The sequence below is a fragment of the Neoroseomonas alkaliterrae genome, from assembly GCF_014199195.1.
GTDB lineage: Bacteria > Pseudomonadota > Alphaproteobacteria > Acetobacterales > Acetobacteraceae > Neoroseomonas > Neoroseomonas alkaliterrae.
Genome location: NZ_JACIJE010000001.1, coordinates 342,598 through 356,501, shown reverse-complemented (window position 1 = coordinate 356,501; position 13,904 = coordinate 342,598). Strand labels below are relative to the sequence as shown.

General features: G+C 77.9%; 9 protein-coding genes. 2 read left to right on the top strand and 7 right to left on the bottom strand.

Features of this window, described 5'->3' with window-relative positions:
* Positions 1 to 3: 3 nt before the first annotated feature.
* The 7 genes from wecB to FHS88_RS01660 form a co-directional block, all read right to left on the bottom strand.
* Positions 4 to 1,155 (bottom strand): non-hydrolyzing UDP-N-acetylglucosamine 2-epimerase, encoded by a 1,152-nt coding sequence (gene wecB / locus FHS88_RS01690; protein WP_184480651.1) that lies wholly within the window; start codon positions 1,153 to 1,155, stop codon positions 4 to 6.
* On the bottom strand, positions 1,152 to 2,606 hold the full coding sequence (locus tag FHS88_RS01685) for a glycosyltransferase family 4 protein (protein ID WP_184480649.1): 1,455 nt from the start codon (positions 2,604 to 2,606) through the stop codon (positions 1,152 to 1,154). The genes wecB and FHS88_RS01685 overlap by 4 nt, the downstream gene beginning before the upstream one ends.
* Positions 2,606 to 3,799 (bottom strand): DegT/DnrJ/EryC1/StrS family aminotransferase, encoded by a 1,194-nt coding sequence (locus tag FHS88_RS01680; protein WP_338146341.1) that lies wholly within the window; start codon positions 3,797 to 3,799, stop codon positions 2,606 to 2,608. Before FHS88_RS01680 ends, FHS88_RS01685 begins: the two co-directional genes overlap by 1 nt.
* 39 nt (positions 3,800 to 3,838) lie before the next feature.
* Positions 3,839 to 4,432: a sugar transferase gene (locus FHS88_RS01675; protein ID WP_184480647.1), complete on the bottom strand. Its 594-nt coding sequence runs from the start codon at positions 4,430 to 4,432 to the stop codon at positions 3,839 to 3,841.
* Between the two features lie 291 nt (positions 4,433 to 4,723).
* Positions 4,724 to 5,992 carry an O-antigen ligase family protein gene (locus FHS88_RS01670; RefSeq protein WP_184480645.1) on the bottom strand — a complete coding sequence of 423 codons (1,269 nt, stop codon included), beginning with the start codon at positions 5,990 to 5,992 and terminating at the stop codon, positions 4,724 to 4,726.
* Positions 5,989 to 6,948 carry a hypothetical protein gene (locus FHS88_RS01665; protein ID WP_184480643.1) on the bottom strand — a complete coding sequence of 320 codons (960 nt, stop codon included), beginning with the start codon at positions 6,946 to 6,948 and terminating at the stop codon, positions 5,989 to 5,991. The genes FHS88_RS01670 and FHS88_RS01665 overlap by 4 nt, the downstream gene beginning before the upstream one ends.
* Positions 6,948 to 8,498, bottom strand: a complete 1,551-nt coding sequence (locus tag FHS88_RS01660; RefSeq protein ID WP_246419167.1) for a heparinase II/III family protein — start codon at positions 8,496 to 8,498, stop codon at positions 6,948 to 6,950. Before FHS88_RS01660 ends, FHS88_RS01665 begins: the two co-directional genes overlap by 1 nt.
* 311 nt (positions 8,499 to 8,809) lie before the next feature.
* Here FHS88_RS01660 and FHS88_RS01655 point away from each other — a divergent pair, with 311 nt between their 5' ends.
* Both FHS88_RS01655 and FHS88_RS01650 read left to right on the top strand, forming a co-directional pair.
* Entirely contained in the window at positions 8,810 to 11,527 is a 2,718-nt protein-coding gene (locus FHS88_RS01655) for an SLBB domain-containing protein (protein WP_246419166.1), read from the top strand.
* Positions 11,528 to 11,835: 308 nt separating this feature from the next.
* Entirely contained in the window at positions 11,836 to 13,878 is a 2,043-nt protein-coding gene (locus FHS88_RS01650; protein ID WP_338146340.1) for a YjbH domain-containing protein, read from the top strand.
* The last annotated feature ends 26 nt before the right edge of the window (positions 13,879 to 13,904 follow it).

Genomic DNA, 13,904 nt, shown 5'->3' with positions numbered 1-13,904 from the left:
CCTTCAGCGGCATGGTGCGAGCACCTCGGCCAGATGCGCGCGCATCCGCGCCCCCGCCTGCCCGTCCCAGAGCGGGATGGGCGCCGCGCGGCCAGGCGGCAGCAGCACGGCGGCGGGCAGCTCCTCCGGCGTCACCAGCCGGTTGCCGCCGGCAGCCAGCGTGACCGGCCGCTCGGTCGAGGCGCGCAGCGTGAGGCAGGGCAGGCCGATCGCCGCCGCCTCCTCCTGCACGCCGCCGCTGTCGGTGGCCACCAGCCGCGCCCCTGCCATCAGCGCCAGGAAGTCGAGGTAGCGCAGCGGCGGCAGCATCCGCACGTTGCGCGGCGGCACGAGGCCGAAGGCCTCCATGCGCGCGCGGGTGCGCGGATGCAGCGGCCACGCGAGCGGCAGGCGCTCGGCGGCGCGCTCCACCGCCCCGATCAGGTGCAGCAGCCTCTCGCGCGAATCCACATTCGCCGGGCGGTGCAGCGTGACGATGCCGTAGCCGCCCGGCGCGAGGCCCGGCGGCAGCGGCCGCGCGCGGGCGGCGGGCAGGTGGCGCAGCAGGCTGTCCACCATGGCGTTGCCGACCGCGCGCACGCGCTCGGCGCCATAGCCCTCGGCGACGAGGCGCACCGCGGTCGCCGCGTCGGGCGCCCAGAGCAGGTCGCTGATGGCATCGAGCGCGCGGCGGTTGATCTCCTCGGGCATGTCCGCCTCGCCCGAGCGCAGCCCGGCCTCGAGATGCGCGAGCCGGATGCCCAACTTGCGCGCGGCGAGCCCCGCGGCGAGCGCGCCGTCCACGTCGCCCGCCACCACCACCAGCGCCGGGCGGCGCGTGCGCCAGGCGGCCTCGGCGGCGATCATGGTGCGGCCCGTCAGTTCGGCATGGCTGCCGCCCGAGACGCCGAGGGAGATCGCCGGCGCCGGCAGGCCGAGATCCTCGAGCAGGTCGCCGAACATCGCGCGGTCGTGGTGCTGGCCGGTATGGACCAGCAGCGGCGCGCAGATGGGCGGCGCCTCGGCCAGCGCGTGCCACAGCGCGGCGAGCTTGGGCAGGTTCGGCCGCGCGGCGGCGACGAGATGGACCTCCGGCAGCGGCGGCGCGCCGCCCTTCGGGCAGGCCCGCCCGCCCGCATCGGCGGGCGGCGTGCGGCCGGGCCCCTCGGGCGTCATGCCGCCGCCGCCTCGGCGATGGCGCAGAAACGCTCGGCAAGCAGGCGGCGGTCCCATTTCGCCACCGCCTGGCGCCGGGCGGCGAGGCCGAGGCGCTCGCGCAGCGCGGGCCCGGCGGCGAGCCGCGCCAGCGCCTCGGCGAGCAGCGCCGGTTCGCCGGGCGGCACGGCGATGCCGCACGGGCCCTCGGCCACGATGCGCGCGGCGCGGCCGGGCTGGTTCGTCACCACCGGCCGCCCGGCGGCGAGCCCGTCCATCAGCTTGTTGGGCGAGGTCCATTCGGCGAAAGCCGGCACGCCCGCGAGCAGGTGCAGCACGATCTGCGCCCCGGCATGCAGCGCGCCCACCGCGGCGCGCGGCTGGGCCGGGAGGAAGGTGACATTGGCCAGCCCCTCCCGCGCCGCGCGGGCCATCAGCGCGGGCTTCTCCGCCCCCTCGCCCACCAGCAGGATGCGCAGGCGGCGCTCGCCCCGCGCCTGCAGGATGGCGGCGGCGTCGAGGAGCGCCCCGAGCCCGTTCGCCCGCCCATGCGCCCCGGCATAGAGCGCGAGGCATTCCCACGGCGCCGCCTCGGGCGGGCGCCAGGGCGCGACATGCGGGCCGAAGAGGTGCAGGTCGCAGCCATTCGGCACGACATGCACGCGGGCGGGATCGGCGCCGCGGGCGATGGCGGTCTCGGCCATGCCCTCGGACAGGGCGATCACGGCGGCGGCGCGGCGGCAGGCGGCATCGGCCAGCCGCTCCATCGCCGCGAGCACCGGCCCCGGCACGCCGCCCATGGCGCGCGGCAGTTCCGGCCAGGGGTCGCGGATCTCGAACAGGAAGGGCGTGCCCGCCAGGGCCCGCGCGGCGAAGGCGGGCAGCGCCACGGTCAGCGGCGTGGAGGAGGCGACCACCAGGTCGAAGCGCCCGCCCGCGGCCAGCGGCGCGGCGCGCGCGGCATAACGCAGGAAGGCCGCAGAGCGTGCCGCGAGGCCCATGGCATTGCCGCAGGGGATGTCGAACTCCACCACCCGGTGCCGCCCCGCCGGCCCCTCGCGCCGCCCGCGCCGGAAGGGGCCGGAGAGGCCGGTCTCGGCGCCCTCGTAGCGGCCGCAGGCGATGGTGACGGCATGGCCGCGCGCGGCCAGCGCCTCGGCGAAGGCGTGGCTGCGCGTCGCGGTGCTGCCCGCAGGCGTGGAGTGGTGCTGGTGCAGGTAGAGGATGCGCAGCGGCCGTGCGGCCCCCTGCTGATCCCGTGCGCGCGCGGCCCCGTCGGCGTCGCCGGGCGGGTGCTCGCGCCGCGCGGGGCGGCCCCCGTCATGCTGCGCGTGGGAAGGGCCGTGCGCCGCGTGATCGGCGGGCGGCGCGGGTGCCGCCGCGACGCGGATGGCCGGCGCGGGCAGGCCCGTCGCGGGCGAGGGCAGGGCCGGCGCCTCCGCCGGCGCCGGACGGGTGGCGCCCCCCGGCATCACGCGCGGCAGGCCCCGCGGATGGCGGCGATCACGCGCTCCTGCTCGGCCTCGGTCATGCCGCTGCCCGAGGGCAGGCAGAGGCCGGCGGCGAAGAGCGACTCCGCCACCGCGCCCCCCGCGCGCGGCGCGTCGCGGAACACCGGCTGGGCGGGCAGCGGCTTCCACACCGGCCGGCTTTCCGCCCCCGCGGCGGCAAGCGCGAGGCGCAGCGCCTCCGGCCCCGCGCCGAAGCGGGCGGGATCCACCAGCACCGCGGAGAGCCAGCGCGTCGCGCGCCCCCAGGGAGCCTCGGGCATGAAGGCGAGGCCCGGCAGGTCCGCCAGCGCCTCGGCATAGCGCGCGAAGACCGCGCGCCGCCGCGCCACGCGCTGCGGCAGGGCGGCGAGCTGCGCGGCCCCCACGGCGGCGAGCAGCGAGGACATCCCGTAGGCATGCCCGGTCTCGCTGTGCTGGTAGTGCGGCGCGGGGTCCTTCGCATGGCTCGCGAGGTGGCGCGCGCGGGCGATCAGCACCGGGTCGTCGGAGGCCAGCGCCCCGCCGCCGCCCGCGGTGACGATCTTGTTGCCGTTGAAGGAGAAGGCCGCGAGCCGCGCCCCGCGCCCGGCATGGCGCCCGCGGATGGTCGCCCCCAGGCCCTCGGCGCTGTCGCTCAGCACCGGCACGCCCCAGCGGCCGCAGGCGGCGAGGATGGCGTCGAGGTCGGCCGCCTGCCCGTAGATGTCCACCGGCACCACGCAGCGCGGCAGCCGGCCCCGCCGCGCCGCCGCCGCCAGTTCCCGCCGCAGCAGGTCGGCATCGAGCGTCCAGGAGCCGGGCTCGACATCGAGGAAGCGCGGCACCGCGCCCATCTGCACCGCCGGGGCCACGGTGGCGACGAAGGTGAAGCCGGGCGCCCAGACCTCGTCCCCCGGCCCGATGCCGAGCACGCGGTAGGCGAGGTGCAGCGCCGCCGTCCCGGAGGCGGTGGCGAGCACATGCGGGAAGCCGGTGGCCGCCGCGACCGCGTCCTCGAACGCCGCGATGGCCGGCCCCGCCGGGGCCACCCAGCCGCTCTCGAGCACCGCCTGCAGCGCCGCGCCCTCCCGCCCCGTCAGATGCGGGGGCGAGAGCGGGATCGGCGCGCCCCGCGCGGCCGCGGGGGCCTCCGTCACCGGCGGCGATTCGAGCCGCAAGGGCGCCAGGACCGTCACCGGAAAAGGATAGAATCGAGTTTCTAAATCAACCAGAGGTTATTCCTCGCCGCCCGCGAATTCCGGCATCGAGGCATGGCCGGGCGCGGTCGCGCCGCGCGCGGCGAGCGCGAGGGCGGCGCAACGCAGCAGCAGCGCGGCGTCGCGGCGCAGGCGCGGCGGCGCCTCGGCATAGCGGGCGTCGAGTTCCAGCCGCTCGGCCCAGGGCACGGCGTTGCGGCCCGCCGCCTGCGCCAGCCCCGCGAGGCCCGGCCGCACCGCGAGCCGCAGCGCCTGGCGCGGCGAATAGCGGGCGATGTAGCGGCAGGGCAGCGGCCGCGGGCCGACGAGGCTCATCTCCCCGCGCAGCACGTTCACGAGCTGCGGCAGCTCATCCACCGCCACCGCCCGCAGAAAGCGCCCGAGCGGCGTCATGCGCGCCGCGTCCTCGCCCGGGCCCTCGCGCAGCGTCCGCAGCTTGAGCAGCGTGAAGGGGGCGCCGCCGCGCCCGGCGCGTTCCTGGCGGAACAGCACCGGCGGGCCGAGCGCGAGCCGCACCGCGAGCGCCGCCGCGCCGATCAGCGGCGCGAGCAGCGCGAGCAGCAGCGCGGCGAGGAGGATGTCGCAGGCCCGCTTGCCGAAGCGCGCATACATCGCCCGCGCCTCAGGCCCGCGCGTCCGCCTTGCGCGGGTGATCGGCCGCTGCGCTCACGGCCCGGCCTCGCGCACGGGTGGCAGCCGATGGGGTGCCGTCGCCGACGCTGCGACGAGTGGGACCGCCGCGGCCGCCTCGAACGTCGTTCGAGTCCCACCGCGCCCGGCATCGCGCGCCGCCGCTGCGGCAGTCGGGCGCTGCCGCGATGCTGGCCGCGCGCCGCGCCGGGCCGCAACGCATGCCGCCACGGTGCGGCAAGCGGCCGAGCCCGCGCGATCGCGCCCGGCCGGTCATCGGCCGCTGCTTCCCGCGCCTCGATCGCCGAGCGGCTCCGCCATGCCGCGCGGCCCCGCCGCGACGCCCAGGCCCAGCGCCAGGCCCAGCGCGAACCACGCCATGCGGTTGCCGAGGTCGGTCGAGACCATCACCGTCAGCGCCATCGGCAGCACCAGCGCGGCCACGCGCGCCGCCCGCCCCGGCGCGGCCCGCGCCCCGAAGCGCAGCGCCGCCGCGGCCGCGCCGCCGAAGGCCGCCAGCCACAGCGCGAAGCCCGGCAGCCCGCCCTCGGCCAGCGCCTCCAGCGCATGGTTGTGCGGGTGCAGCCCGCGCCGGTCCCCATGCCCCGCCGCGATGGTGAAGCCGCCGGTGCCGAGGCCCCAGGGCATCGCCGCGCCCCCCTGCCCCAGCGCCGCCTGCCACAGCGGCAGGCGGCCGGAGGATTGCCCGACCTCGCCCTCGGTCAGCCGCTCCACCGTGCGCAACCCGCTCGCCAGCGGGGGGTTCGCGAGCACCACGGCCAGCCCCGCCGCGGCACCCAGCGCCGCCGCCCCCGGCCAGAGCAGCCCCGCGAGCGGCCGCCCGCCGCGCCAGAGCAGGACCGCCGGCGCCAGCGCGACGGCGAGCGCCAGCGCCGCAAGCGCCGCCCGCCCGCCTGGCAGCAGCGCCGCCGCCCCCAGCAGCGCGACGAGGCCGAGCCAGCCCAGCCGCGCCGCGCCCCGCGCCTCGATCGCCCGGAGCGCGGCCAGCGCCGCGGCCGAGGCGATGGCGAGGCCGGCGATCTGGTACTGCACCCGCACCTGCTCCGGGCTGGCGCCGGGCGCGCCGCCGAGCACCACCCGGTCGGTCGCGATCCCCCAGGCCACCGACGCCGCGGTGAAGGCGCCGATGGCCAGCGCGGCGGCGGCGCAGGCGCGCAGCGCGCGCTCCTCCCCCGCCACCGCCATGCCGGCCGCGACCATCACGGGCCCGACCAGCACCGCATCGGCGAGCCGCGCCGGCAGCACGGCGCGCGAGGCGCTCCAGGCCCCCGCCAGCACCATCCACAGCCACAAGGCGCCGAGCGCGGCGAGCGGCAGGGCGAGCCCCGGCGCGAGCCGCCAGTCCCGCCCGGCGAGGTGCATCGGCAGCAGCGCGAGCAGCAGCAGCGCCGCCGCCGCGGTGAGGTCGAAGGGCAGCGCGGCGAGCGGCGGCGCCGATTTCAGCGCGCCCGCGAAATGCAGCACCGCCGCGAGCGCGCCGCAGCCGACGGCGAGCGCGCGCGGGAGGGCCTCCGCCGTCACGGCGCGCGGCCCGGCGGCGGCGCGACCGGCGGCGGCGGGCGCTCGGGCGGCCCGGCGGCGGCGAGGGCGGGCTCGCGGCGCGGGCGGGACGGCGCGGGCGCCTCGGCGGCGGCCGCGACCATCCGCACCGGGTCGTGGCGCGCCAGCAGCCAGGCCGCGGCGGCGAGCAGCACCGCGAGCGGCACCGCCACCGCCAGCAGCGCCAGCAGCAGCGGGCGGTTCGGCAGGGAGGGGCGCGCCTCGACCATCGGCGCCGAGACCAGCCGCGCCGCCACCGCCTCGTCCGCCGCCACCACCAGCCCGGCGCGCTGCTGCTGCGCCAGCAATTCGTAGAGGCTGTTGCGCAGGAACACGTCGCTCTCGCGCGCGATGCGGCGTTCGAGCGCGGCGACGCGGCGCGCCGCCTGGTCGGCGAGGTCGGCGCGCACCTTCGCCTCGGCGAAGCCGTGCAGGCGCTGCAGCACGGCGAGCGCCAGCGCCGGGTCGGCATGGGCGATCTCGATCGTCCAGGTCACCGAGGCGAGCGAGGGCGTGACCGCGAGGTTGCGCGTCAGCCAGGCCAGCACGTCGTCGGCATCGGCCTCGCGATCCGCGCCGAGCAGCGCGCGCAGCGCGGCGCCGGGGCCGGCGCGGCGCTCGGCGGTCAGCGCCTCGGCGATGCGGGTCTGCCCGGCCAGCATCCGCGCCGCCTCCGGGCTGCGCAGCGCGCCGAGATAGACGGCGAAATTGCCGGTCGGGCGCGTGTCGAGCAGCCCGCCCGGCGCGAAGGGCGTGGGCGCGAGCAGGGAGGAGACGGCGAAGGAGGTCGTCTCGGCCGGGGCCACCACCGCCTGCGCCACATGCGCGCGCGGCGCGAGCAGCACCGCCGCCGCCCCCGCCGCCCACAGCGCCGCCATCGCCGCGAGCAGGCGGCCGCGCCACCGCCACAGCCCGGCGAGCAGCAGCGGCAGCGGCATCACGCCGCCTCCACCACGGTGACGAGGCGCGAGACCGGCGCCGCCGCGCGCGCCTCGATCACCTCCGCGGGCTCGACCACGCCATAGGCCGGGCTGTGCCAGCCCTGGGCGAGGCGCAGGCGCAGCGGCGCATCGGCCTCGATGCGGATGCGCCCGCGCGGGCCCTCGGCGCCACGCGGGCCGGCGCGCCATGGCCCGGGGCCGAGCCGCCAGCGGAGCGCGAGGCCGGCGAAGGGCCCGCGCACCGTGTCCTCCACCACGAGGCTGCGGCCGATCAGGCGCAGGCGCCGCTCCTGCACCCGGCCGCGCGAATCGGTCAGCCGCGCGCCGGCGGGCAGCGCCTCGCAGCGTGGCCAGGCCGCGAGCAGGAAGCGGCCGAGGCGGGGCATCTGCTCCTGCCCGTCGAACTGGATGGTGTTGTGCGCGGCGGTGCCCCAGAGCGCCTCCATCCACCACGCATCCCCGGGGGCGGGGTTGTAGGCGCCGGTGCCGCCATCCATGAGCAGCGGCGCACCATCGGCCCAGAGATCCAGATGCAGCAGGTCGCACTGCGCGGGGCGGAAGGGCAGGCCCGCGCCGCTGCGCAGCAGCACGCGCAGCCGGCCGGCTTCCTCGCCCATCCATCCCGCGCTGCGCCAGGGCCCGCCGCGCGCAAGGCGGGCCGCGGGCGGCGGCAGGCCGAGCCAGGCGCAGCCGGGATCCTCCGGCACGTCGGCGCCCATGCCACAGAACAGCCGTGCCGCGCGCTCGACGCTGCCGCGCGCGTCCTGCGGGCCGCGCAGCGAGAGGTCGGCGAAGGCCGAATCATCCACCGCGCCGCAGCGCGGCAGGGCGCCGGTCGCGGGCTCGGCGACGCGGTGCAGCCAGCGCGTCGCCGCCTCGGCCCGCGCGGCGAAGGGTGCGGGGAACGGCGGCGCGCCATGGCGGCGGCGGAACCATTCGGCGATGGCAAGCGTGTCAAGCAGCAGCCGGTGATAGCCCGGCGAGGCCTGGGCGAAGGCCCCGCAGGGCAGCACGAGCCGCGCCACCGCGCGCGCGAGGCGCCGCGCGCCGCGCCGCGCCAGCGCGCCATCCCCGAGCACGAGGCCGATGACGAAGAGCCCCGCCGCCTCGCTGATGGCGTGGTTGTTGTCCTGCGCGGCGGCATAGGCCTGCGTCGCCGCGATGCGCCGGGCATGGGCGGCGAGCAGCGCGCGCATCGCCGGCCCCGGCGTGGCATCGAGCAGCGCGAGCGCGAGGCAGAGATGCATCGCGCGCAGCGCCGCCTCCTGCCCGCAGGCCCAGGCGGGGCCGCGGAAGGGGGGGTTGGCGGCGCGCCATTCCGCGAGCAGGGCGCGCGCCGCCGCCAGATGCCCGTCCGCCGGCGCGAGGCGCGCGGCCATGGCGAGCAGCGGCAGGGCGAGCAGGCGGTTCCTCTCCCAGACCGGCCTGATGTCCCCGGGGCCGAAGAGGTCGAGCCTCGCCGCCGGCGTCGCCGGGTCGAAGCCGCCATGCCAGTCGCGCGGGATCGCCGCCGCGGCGGCGGCGAGCGCCGCGGCATCGCCGGGCAAGGCCGCGGGTGCTGCGGATGCGGGCAGAAGCGGGCCGTCCGGCAGTGCCCGCGGGCGCAGCGCCCAGGCCACCAGGCCCGCCCGCAGGCGGAGCCGGTGCCAGGCGAAGAGCGCCGAGGCCCGAGGGCCGAGCCGCCAGGCGGCATCGGCCAGCAGGCGCGCGCGGCCGGGGCTGCCCGCGGGCGGCGCCGGGCGCGGCGCGGAGGACGCGATCAGGGCGCTTTGCGACAGGGCGCGCTCCGGAGACGTGACGGACTCACCAATAAGTTGTATATCTCTTTTCCAAATTGCCGCCAGACGTTTCGCCGCCCTTGCCCTTCGCCCCGATCGCCGCAGCCCTGCGCCGCCTGACACGCCCGATCCTGGCGGCGCTGGCGCTGGCCGCGCTCCCGGCGGGCGGGCTGGCGCAGACCGGGCCGCCCGCCTCGCCGCTGCTCGCGCCGCCGACCCTGCCCTCGCTGCTGCCGCAGGGCGGGCCGCTGCCGGTGCTGCCGCCGGGCGGCCAGGCCGAGGCGCTGCAGCGCCTGCTCGATGCCGGGGCGACGCGCGGCCCGCCGCCCGGGCTGCCGCGCACCGCCCCGGTGCCCGCCCCCGCCGCCCAGGCCCTGCCGCCGCCGCTGCCCGCCGGGCCGCCGGAGGAGCCGCTCTCCTCGGCCGAGGCCTTCTTCGCCGCCCGGATCGAAGGCCCGCCGCTGCGGCAGTTCGGCTACGAGACCTTCCGCCACGCCCCGCCCGCCCAGCAGGGTTTCGGGGCCCTGCCCGAGGACTACGTGCTCGGGCCCGACGACGAGCTGATCGTCGCCTTCCGCGGCCGCGCCCGGCAGACGCTGACCCTGCGCGTGGGCCGCGACGGCAACCTGCTGCTGCCCGACCTCGCGCCCATCCCTGCCGCCGGGCGCAGCCTGAAGGACCTGCGCGCGCATCTGGAGGGGCTCGCGACGCGCGACCTTGGCGGGTCGGAGGTCTTCGTCTCCATCGGCCAGGTGCGCCAGCTCAGCGTCTTCGTCGCGGGCGAGGTGATGCGGCCGGGATTCCAGCCCCTGAACGCGCTCTCGACCGTGCTCGACGCGCTCTCGGCCGCGGGCGGGGTGCGCAAGACCGGCTCGCTGCGCGCCATCCGCATCGAGGGGCCGCGCGGGCGGCGGGTGGTGGACCTCTACGCCGTCATCGCCGATGCGCCGGGCGAGGCCGATCTCAGCCTGCGCGAGGGCGAGCGCATCGTCGTCCCGCCGGTGGGCGGGACGGTCGCCATCGCCGGGGACGTGGCGCGGCCGGGCATCTACGAACTGCCCGCCCGCGCTTCCGGCGCGCCGGTCGCCGAGATGCTGGCGCTGGCCGGCGGCACCATCCGCCCCGGCGGCAACCGGCTGCTGGTGCAGCAGAACGACGGCGCCGGGCGGCGCGCCTTCGCCGAACTCGCCCCGGGCTCGACGCTCAGGCGCGGCGATGCGCTGCTGGTCCAGCCCGGTGCCGACGTGGTGGCGAACCAGGTGCGGCTCGCCGGGCATGTCGCCGTGCCGGTGCTGCGCGCGGCCGGCGGCGGGCGGCAGGGCCAGACGCTGCGCGGGCTGATCTCCGACCCGCGGCTGCTGCGCAACGACCCCTATGTGCGGCTCGGCGTCGTGTGGCGGGCGGATGCGCGCACCGGCAGCCGGCGCTTCATCCCCTTCGACCTCGGCCGCGTGCTGGAAGGCCGGGCGAACATGGCGCTGCAGGAAGGCGACGAGGTGATCGTCTTCGCCCGCTCCGACATCGCCTTCCTCGCCTCGCCCGCCGCGCTCACGGCGCTGCGCGGGGAGGCCCCCGCCCCGCCCGCGCAGGGCGCCGCGCCCGCGCCCGACTGCCCGGCGCTGACCGCCCTCGCGCTCGCCTCCCGCGCCTCGCCGCAGCGCTTCGCCCATGCCAAGGGGGCGGGCTTCCCGGAGATCGGCGCGGCCGCCTGCCCGCAGGTCTTCCTCGACTACCCCGACCTGCCGGCCTTCCTGCTCGACCAGGCGGTGGTGCTGACCGGGGAGGTGCGCTCCCCCGGCCTCCTGCCGATCACGGACGACACCGGGCTCGATCTCGCCATCGCGGCCGCGGGCGGGCTGTCGGACGCGGCCGACCTGCGCGTGGTGGAGTTCGCGCGCGAACCGGCCGACGCCTCGGGCAGCATCCCCCTGCAGCGCACGCGGCTCGACCTCAGCAGCCGCAACTTCGCCGCGATCCGCCTCTCGCCGCGCGACACCATCCGCATCCCGCGCGGCTTCGGGGACCGCGAGAACGGGCCGGTCATCCTGGTCGGCGAGTTCCTCCGCCCCGGCACCTACGACATCCGGCGCGGGGAGCGCCTGTCGGAGGTGATCGCCCGCGCCGGCGGCCTCACGCCCCAGGCCTATCCCTACGGCGCGGTCTTCACCCGCGAATCCGTGCGCCAGCGCCAGCAGGAAGGGTTCCAGCGCACCGCCCGCGAACTCGAGACCAGCCTGATCCAGGTCGCGGCGGGCCAGGCGGTGGCGGGCACGCGCGGCGCCTCGGTGGATCTGGGCTCGGCCATCACCGCCGGGCGGGAACTCGCCAACTCCCTGCGCGAGGCCCGCGCCGCCGGGCGGATGGTGGTGGAGGCCAACCCCGTCATCCTCGCCGCGCGGCCGGAACTCGACGTGCTGCTCGAACCCGGCGACGTCATCGCCATGCCCAAGCGGCCGAACGAGGTGACGGTGGTGGGCTCGGTGCTCAACCCGGGCTCGCTGCAGTTCCGCTCGGGCTGGCGGGCCTCGGACTACGTGCGCGCCTCGGGCGGGCCGCAGCGCTTCGCCGACCCCTCGCGCGCCTTCATCGTGCTGCCCAACGGGCAATCCACCGCCGCCGGCCTCTCTGCATGGCAGCAGGGCGGCCCACCCGTCCCGCCCGGCAGCCTGGTCGTCGTCCCGCAGGATCCCAGCCCATACGAAACCTGGGGCTTCGTGCGCGACCTGACCCAGGTGCTCGGCCAGGTCTCCGTCTCCGCCGCCGCGCTGGCCGTGATCGCGCGCGAGGCGAACCGGTAACGGGGAGGGCGGCGCGGATGGGGAGCGCGGATCGGGGGGCCAGCCCCCCGGACCCCCCGCTGGGGGGCCACCGCCCCCCAGACCCGGGGCCACTCGATGGCCGGTTCGCGGGAGGGGCATCGAGCGCCCTTCGCGACGGCTGCGCCGACGGGCCCCTCCCGCGAACCGGCCATTCTGTTCCCGCGCGTCCGGGGGCACGCATGCCCCCGGCGGGAGGGTTCGGGAGGGCAGCGCCCTCCCGATGCGCCCTCGCCCTCCTCGCCGTCCTCCTGTTCCCGGCGGCTCCTGCGCGTGGCCAGGGTCTGCCGGTGGAGGGGACGGGTTCGAACTGGGGTGGTGTCGGCCTGATCGAGATGCGCAATGCGCGGTTCCGTGCCGATGGCGTGCTCGAGGCGGGGGCGGCGTTGCGGCATCAGCGGCGGTTCTGGTTCCTCGGCTGGCAGGCGCTGCCGTGGCTCGAGACGACCTTCCGTGTGAGCGAGAGGCTGAACGGCACGACGGGTGCGGGGATGGTCTCGGACCGGTCCTTCGACGTGAAGCTCCGGCTGTGGCAGGAGAATGACTGGCGGCCGGCGCTCGCGGTCGGCATCCAGGACATCGCGGGGACGGGGATCTATGGCGGCGAGTATCTCGTCGCCTCGAAGCGCTTCTGGGATCTCGACCTCAGCCTCGGGATCGGCTGGGGGCGGCTCGGCACCTACGCCGATGGCGACAATCCGCTGACCGATCTGTGGTCGGGCTTCGGGGAGCGGCGGCGCGATGTCGGCCAGGGCGGGCGGCTGCGCTGGGGGTCGTATTTCCGTGGCGAGGATGTCGCGCTGTTCGGCGGCGTGGAGTGGACGGTGCCGCCGGCGGAGATGCCCTGGGGCGTGCTCGACGGCCTGCGCGTGAAGGTCGAGTTCAGCGGCGACCGGCTGCGCGACGAGCGCGGCGGCTATCCGGCGCGCACGGTGAACCTTGGCGGATATGCGCGGGCGCGGGTGAATGCCGGGCTGCAATGGTCGAATGACTGGCTCGATCTCGGCGTGCATTGGGTGCACGGGACGGATGTGCTGCTGCGCGCCTCCTTCCGGCTCGATCCGCAGGACCCGCCGCGCGCGCCGCCGCCCGCCCCGCCCGCCATGGCGCCGCGGCCCGATGGGGGCTCGGCGCGGGCGCGCGCGGCCGCGCCGGCCATTTTCGCCGCGCTGCGCGAGGCCGGGCTGCGCGGCACGGCGGTGGCGATCGAGGGGGCGGAGGCGCGCATCGCCGTCTCCGGCGGCCGCTTCCGCACCTTCGCGCAGGTGGCGGGGCGCGTGGTGCGCGCGGCGCAGCCGCACCTGCCGCCGGAGGTCGAGCGCGTGGTCATCGCCTGGTCGCGCGAGGGGCTCGAGGTCGGGCGCGTGATGGTGCTGCGCGCGGCGATGGAGGCGGCCGCGCGCGGCCATGGCAGCGCGGAGGAGGTCTTCGCCACCGCCCTGCTGATGGCGCCGGGCGAGGGCTTCGCGGATGCGGCGCGGGCGCGGGGCCCGTTCCTCGACTGGGGCGTCGAGCCGCGGCTGCGCCTCGTGCTGGGCGACCCGTCGCGCACCGTGCTGTGGCAGGCCTCGGTGGCGGGCCATGCGCGGCTCGGCCTCGGCGCGGGCTTCGCGCTGGCCGGCGCGGTGTCGCAGGTGGTGGCGCAGAACCTCGACGATGCCGCGCCGTCCGACAGCGTGCTGCCGCGCGTGCGCTCGGACTATGCGCGGTATGCGCGGGACGGGCGGAACCTCGCCATTCCCGCGCTCTATGCCGAGCGGCTGTGGTCGCCGGCCGAGGATGTCTTCGCGCGCGTCACCGCGGGTTATCTCGAGCCGATGTTCGCCGGCGTCTCGGCCGAGCTGCTGTGGCGGCCGCGCGAGAGGCCCTTCGCCATCGGGCTCGACATCAACCACGTCGCGCAGCGCGAGACCGACCAGCGCTTCGGCCTGCGGGACTATCGCGTCACCACCGGGCATCTCTCGGTCTATGCCGACCTTCCCTGGTGGAACCTGACGGCGACGCTGCGCGGGGGGCGGTATCTCGCCGGCGACTGGGGCGGGACGCTCGAGATCGGGCGCCGCTTCGACAGCGGCATCGAGGTCGGCGCCTTCGCCACCATCACCGATGTCTCGGCCGCGCGCTTCGGGGAGGGATCCTTCGACAAGGGGATCTATATCCGCATCCCGCTCGACCTGTTCGGGGTGCAGAGCCGGTCCTCGGTGGGCGCGGTGATCCGCCCGACGCAGCGCGACGGCGGGCAGCGCCTGGCGGTGGACAACCCGCTGTGGGAGCTGACGCGCGACGGGCGGGCGGAGGCGCTGGCGCGCGGCGCGGGCTGGTTCACGCGCTGATCGGGTCGCGCGGGAAGGCGCCGGGA

Coding starts and splice junctions, on each gene's coding strand:
- wecB (WP_184480651.1), bottom strand. CDS start 1,155: ATGACGCCCGAGGGGCCCGGCCGCACGCCGCCCGCCGATGCGGGCGGG.
- FHS88_RS01665 (WP_184480643.1), bottom strand. CDS start 6,948: ATGCCGCTGCCGCTGCTGCTCGCCGGGCTGTGGCGGTGGCGCGGCCGC.
- FHS88_RS01685 (WP_184480649.1), bottom strand. CDS start 2,606: ATGCCGGGGGGCGCCACCCGTCCGGCGCCGGCGGAGGCGCCGGCCCTG.
- FHS88_RS01675 (WP_184480647.1), bottom strand. CDS start 4,432: ATGTATGCGCGCTTCGGCAAGCGGGCCTGCGACATCCTCCTCGCCGCG.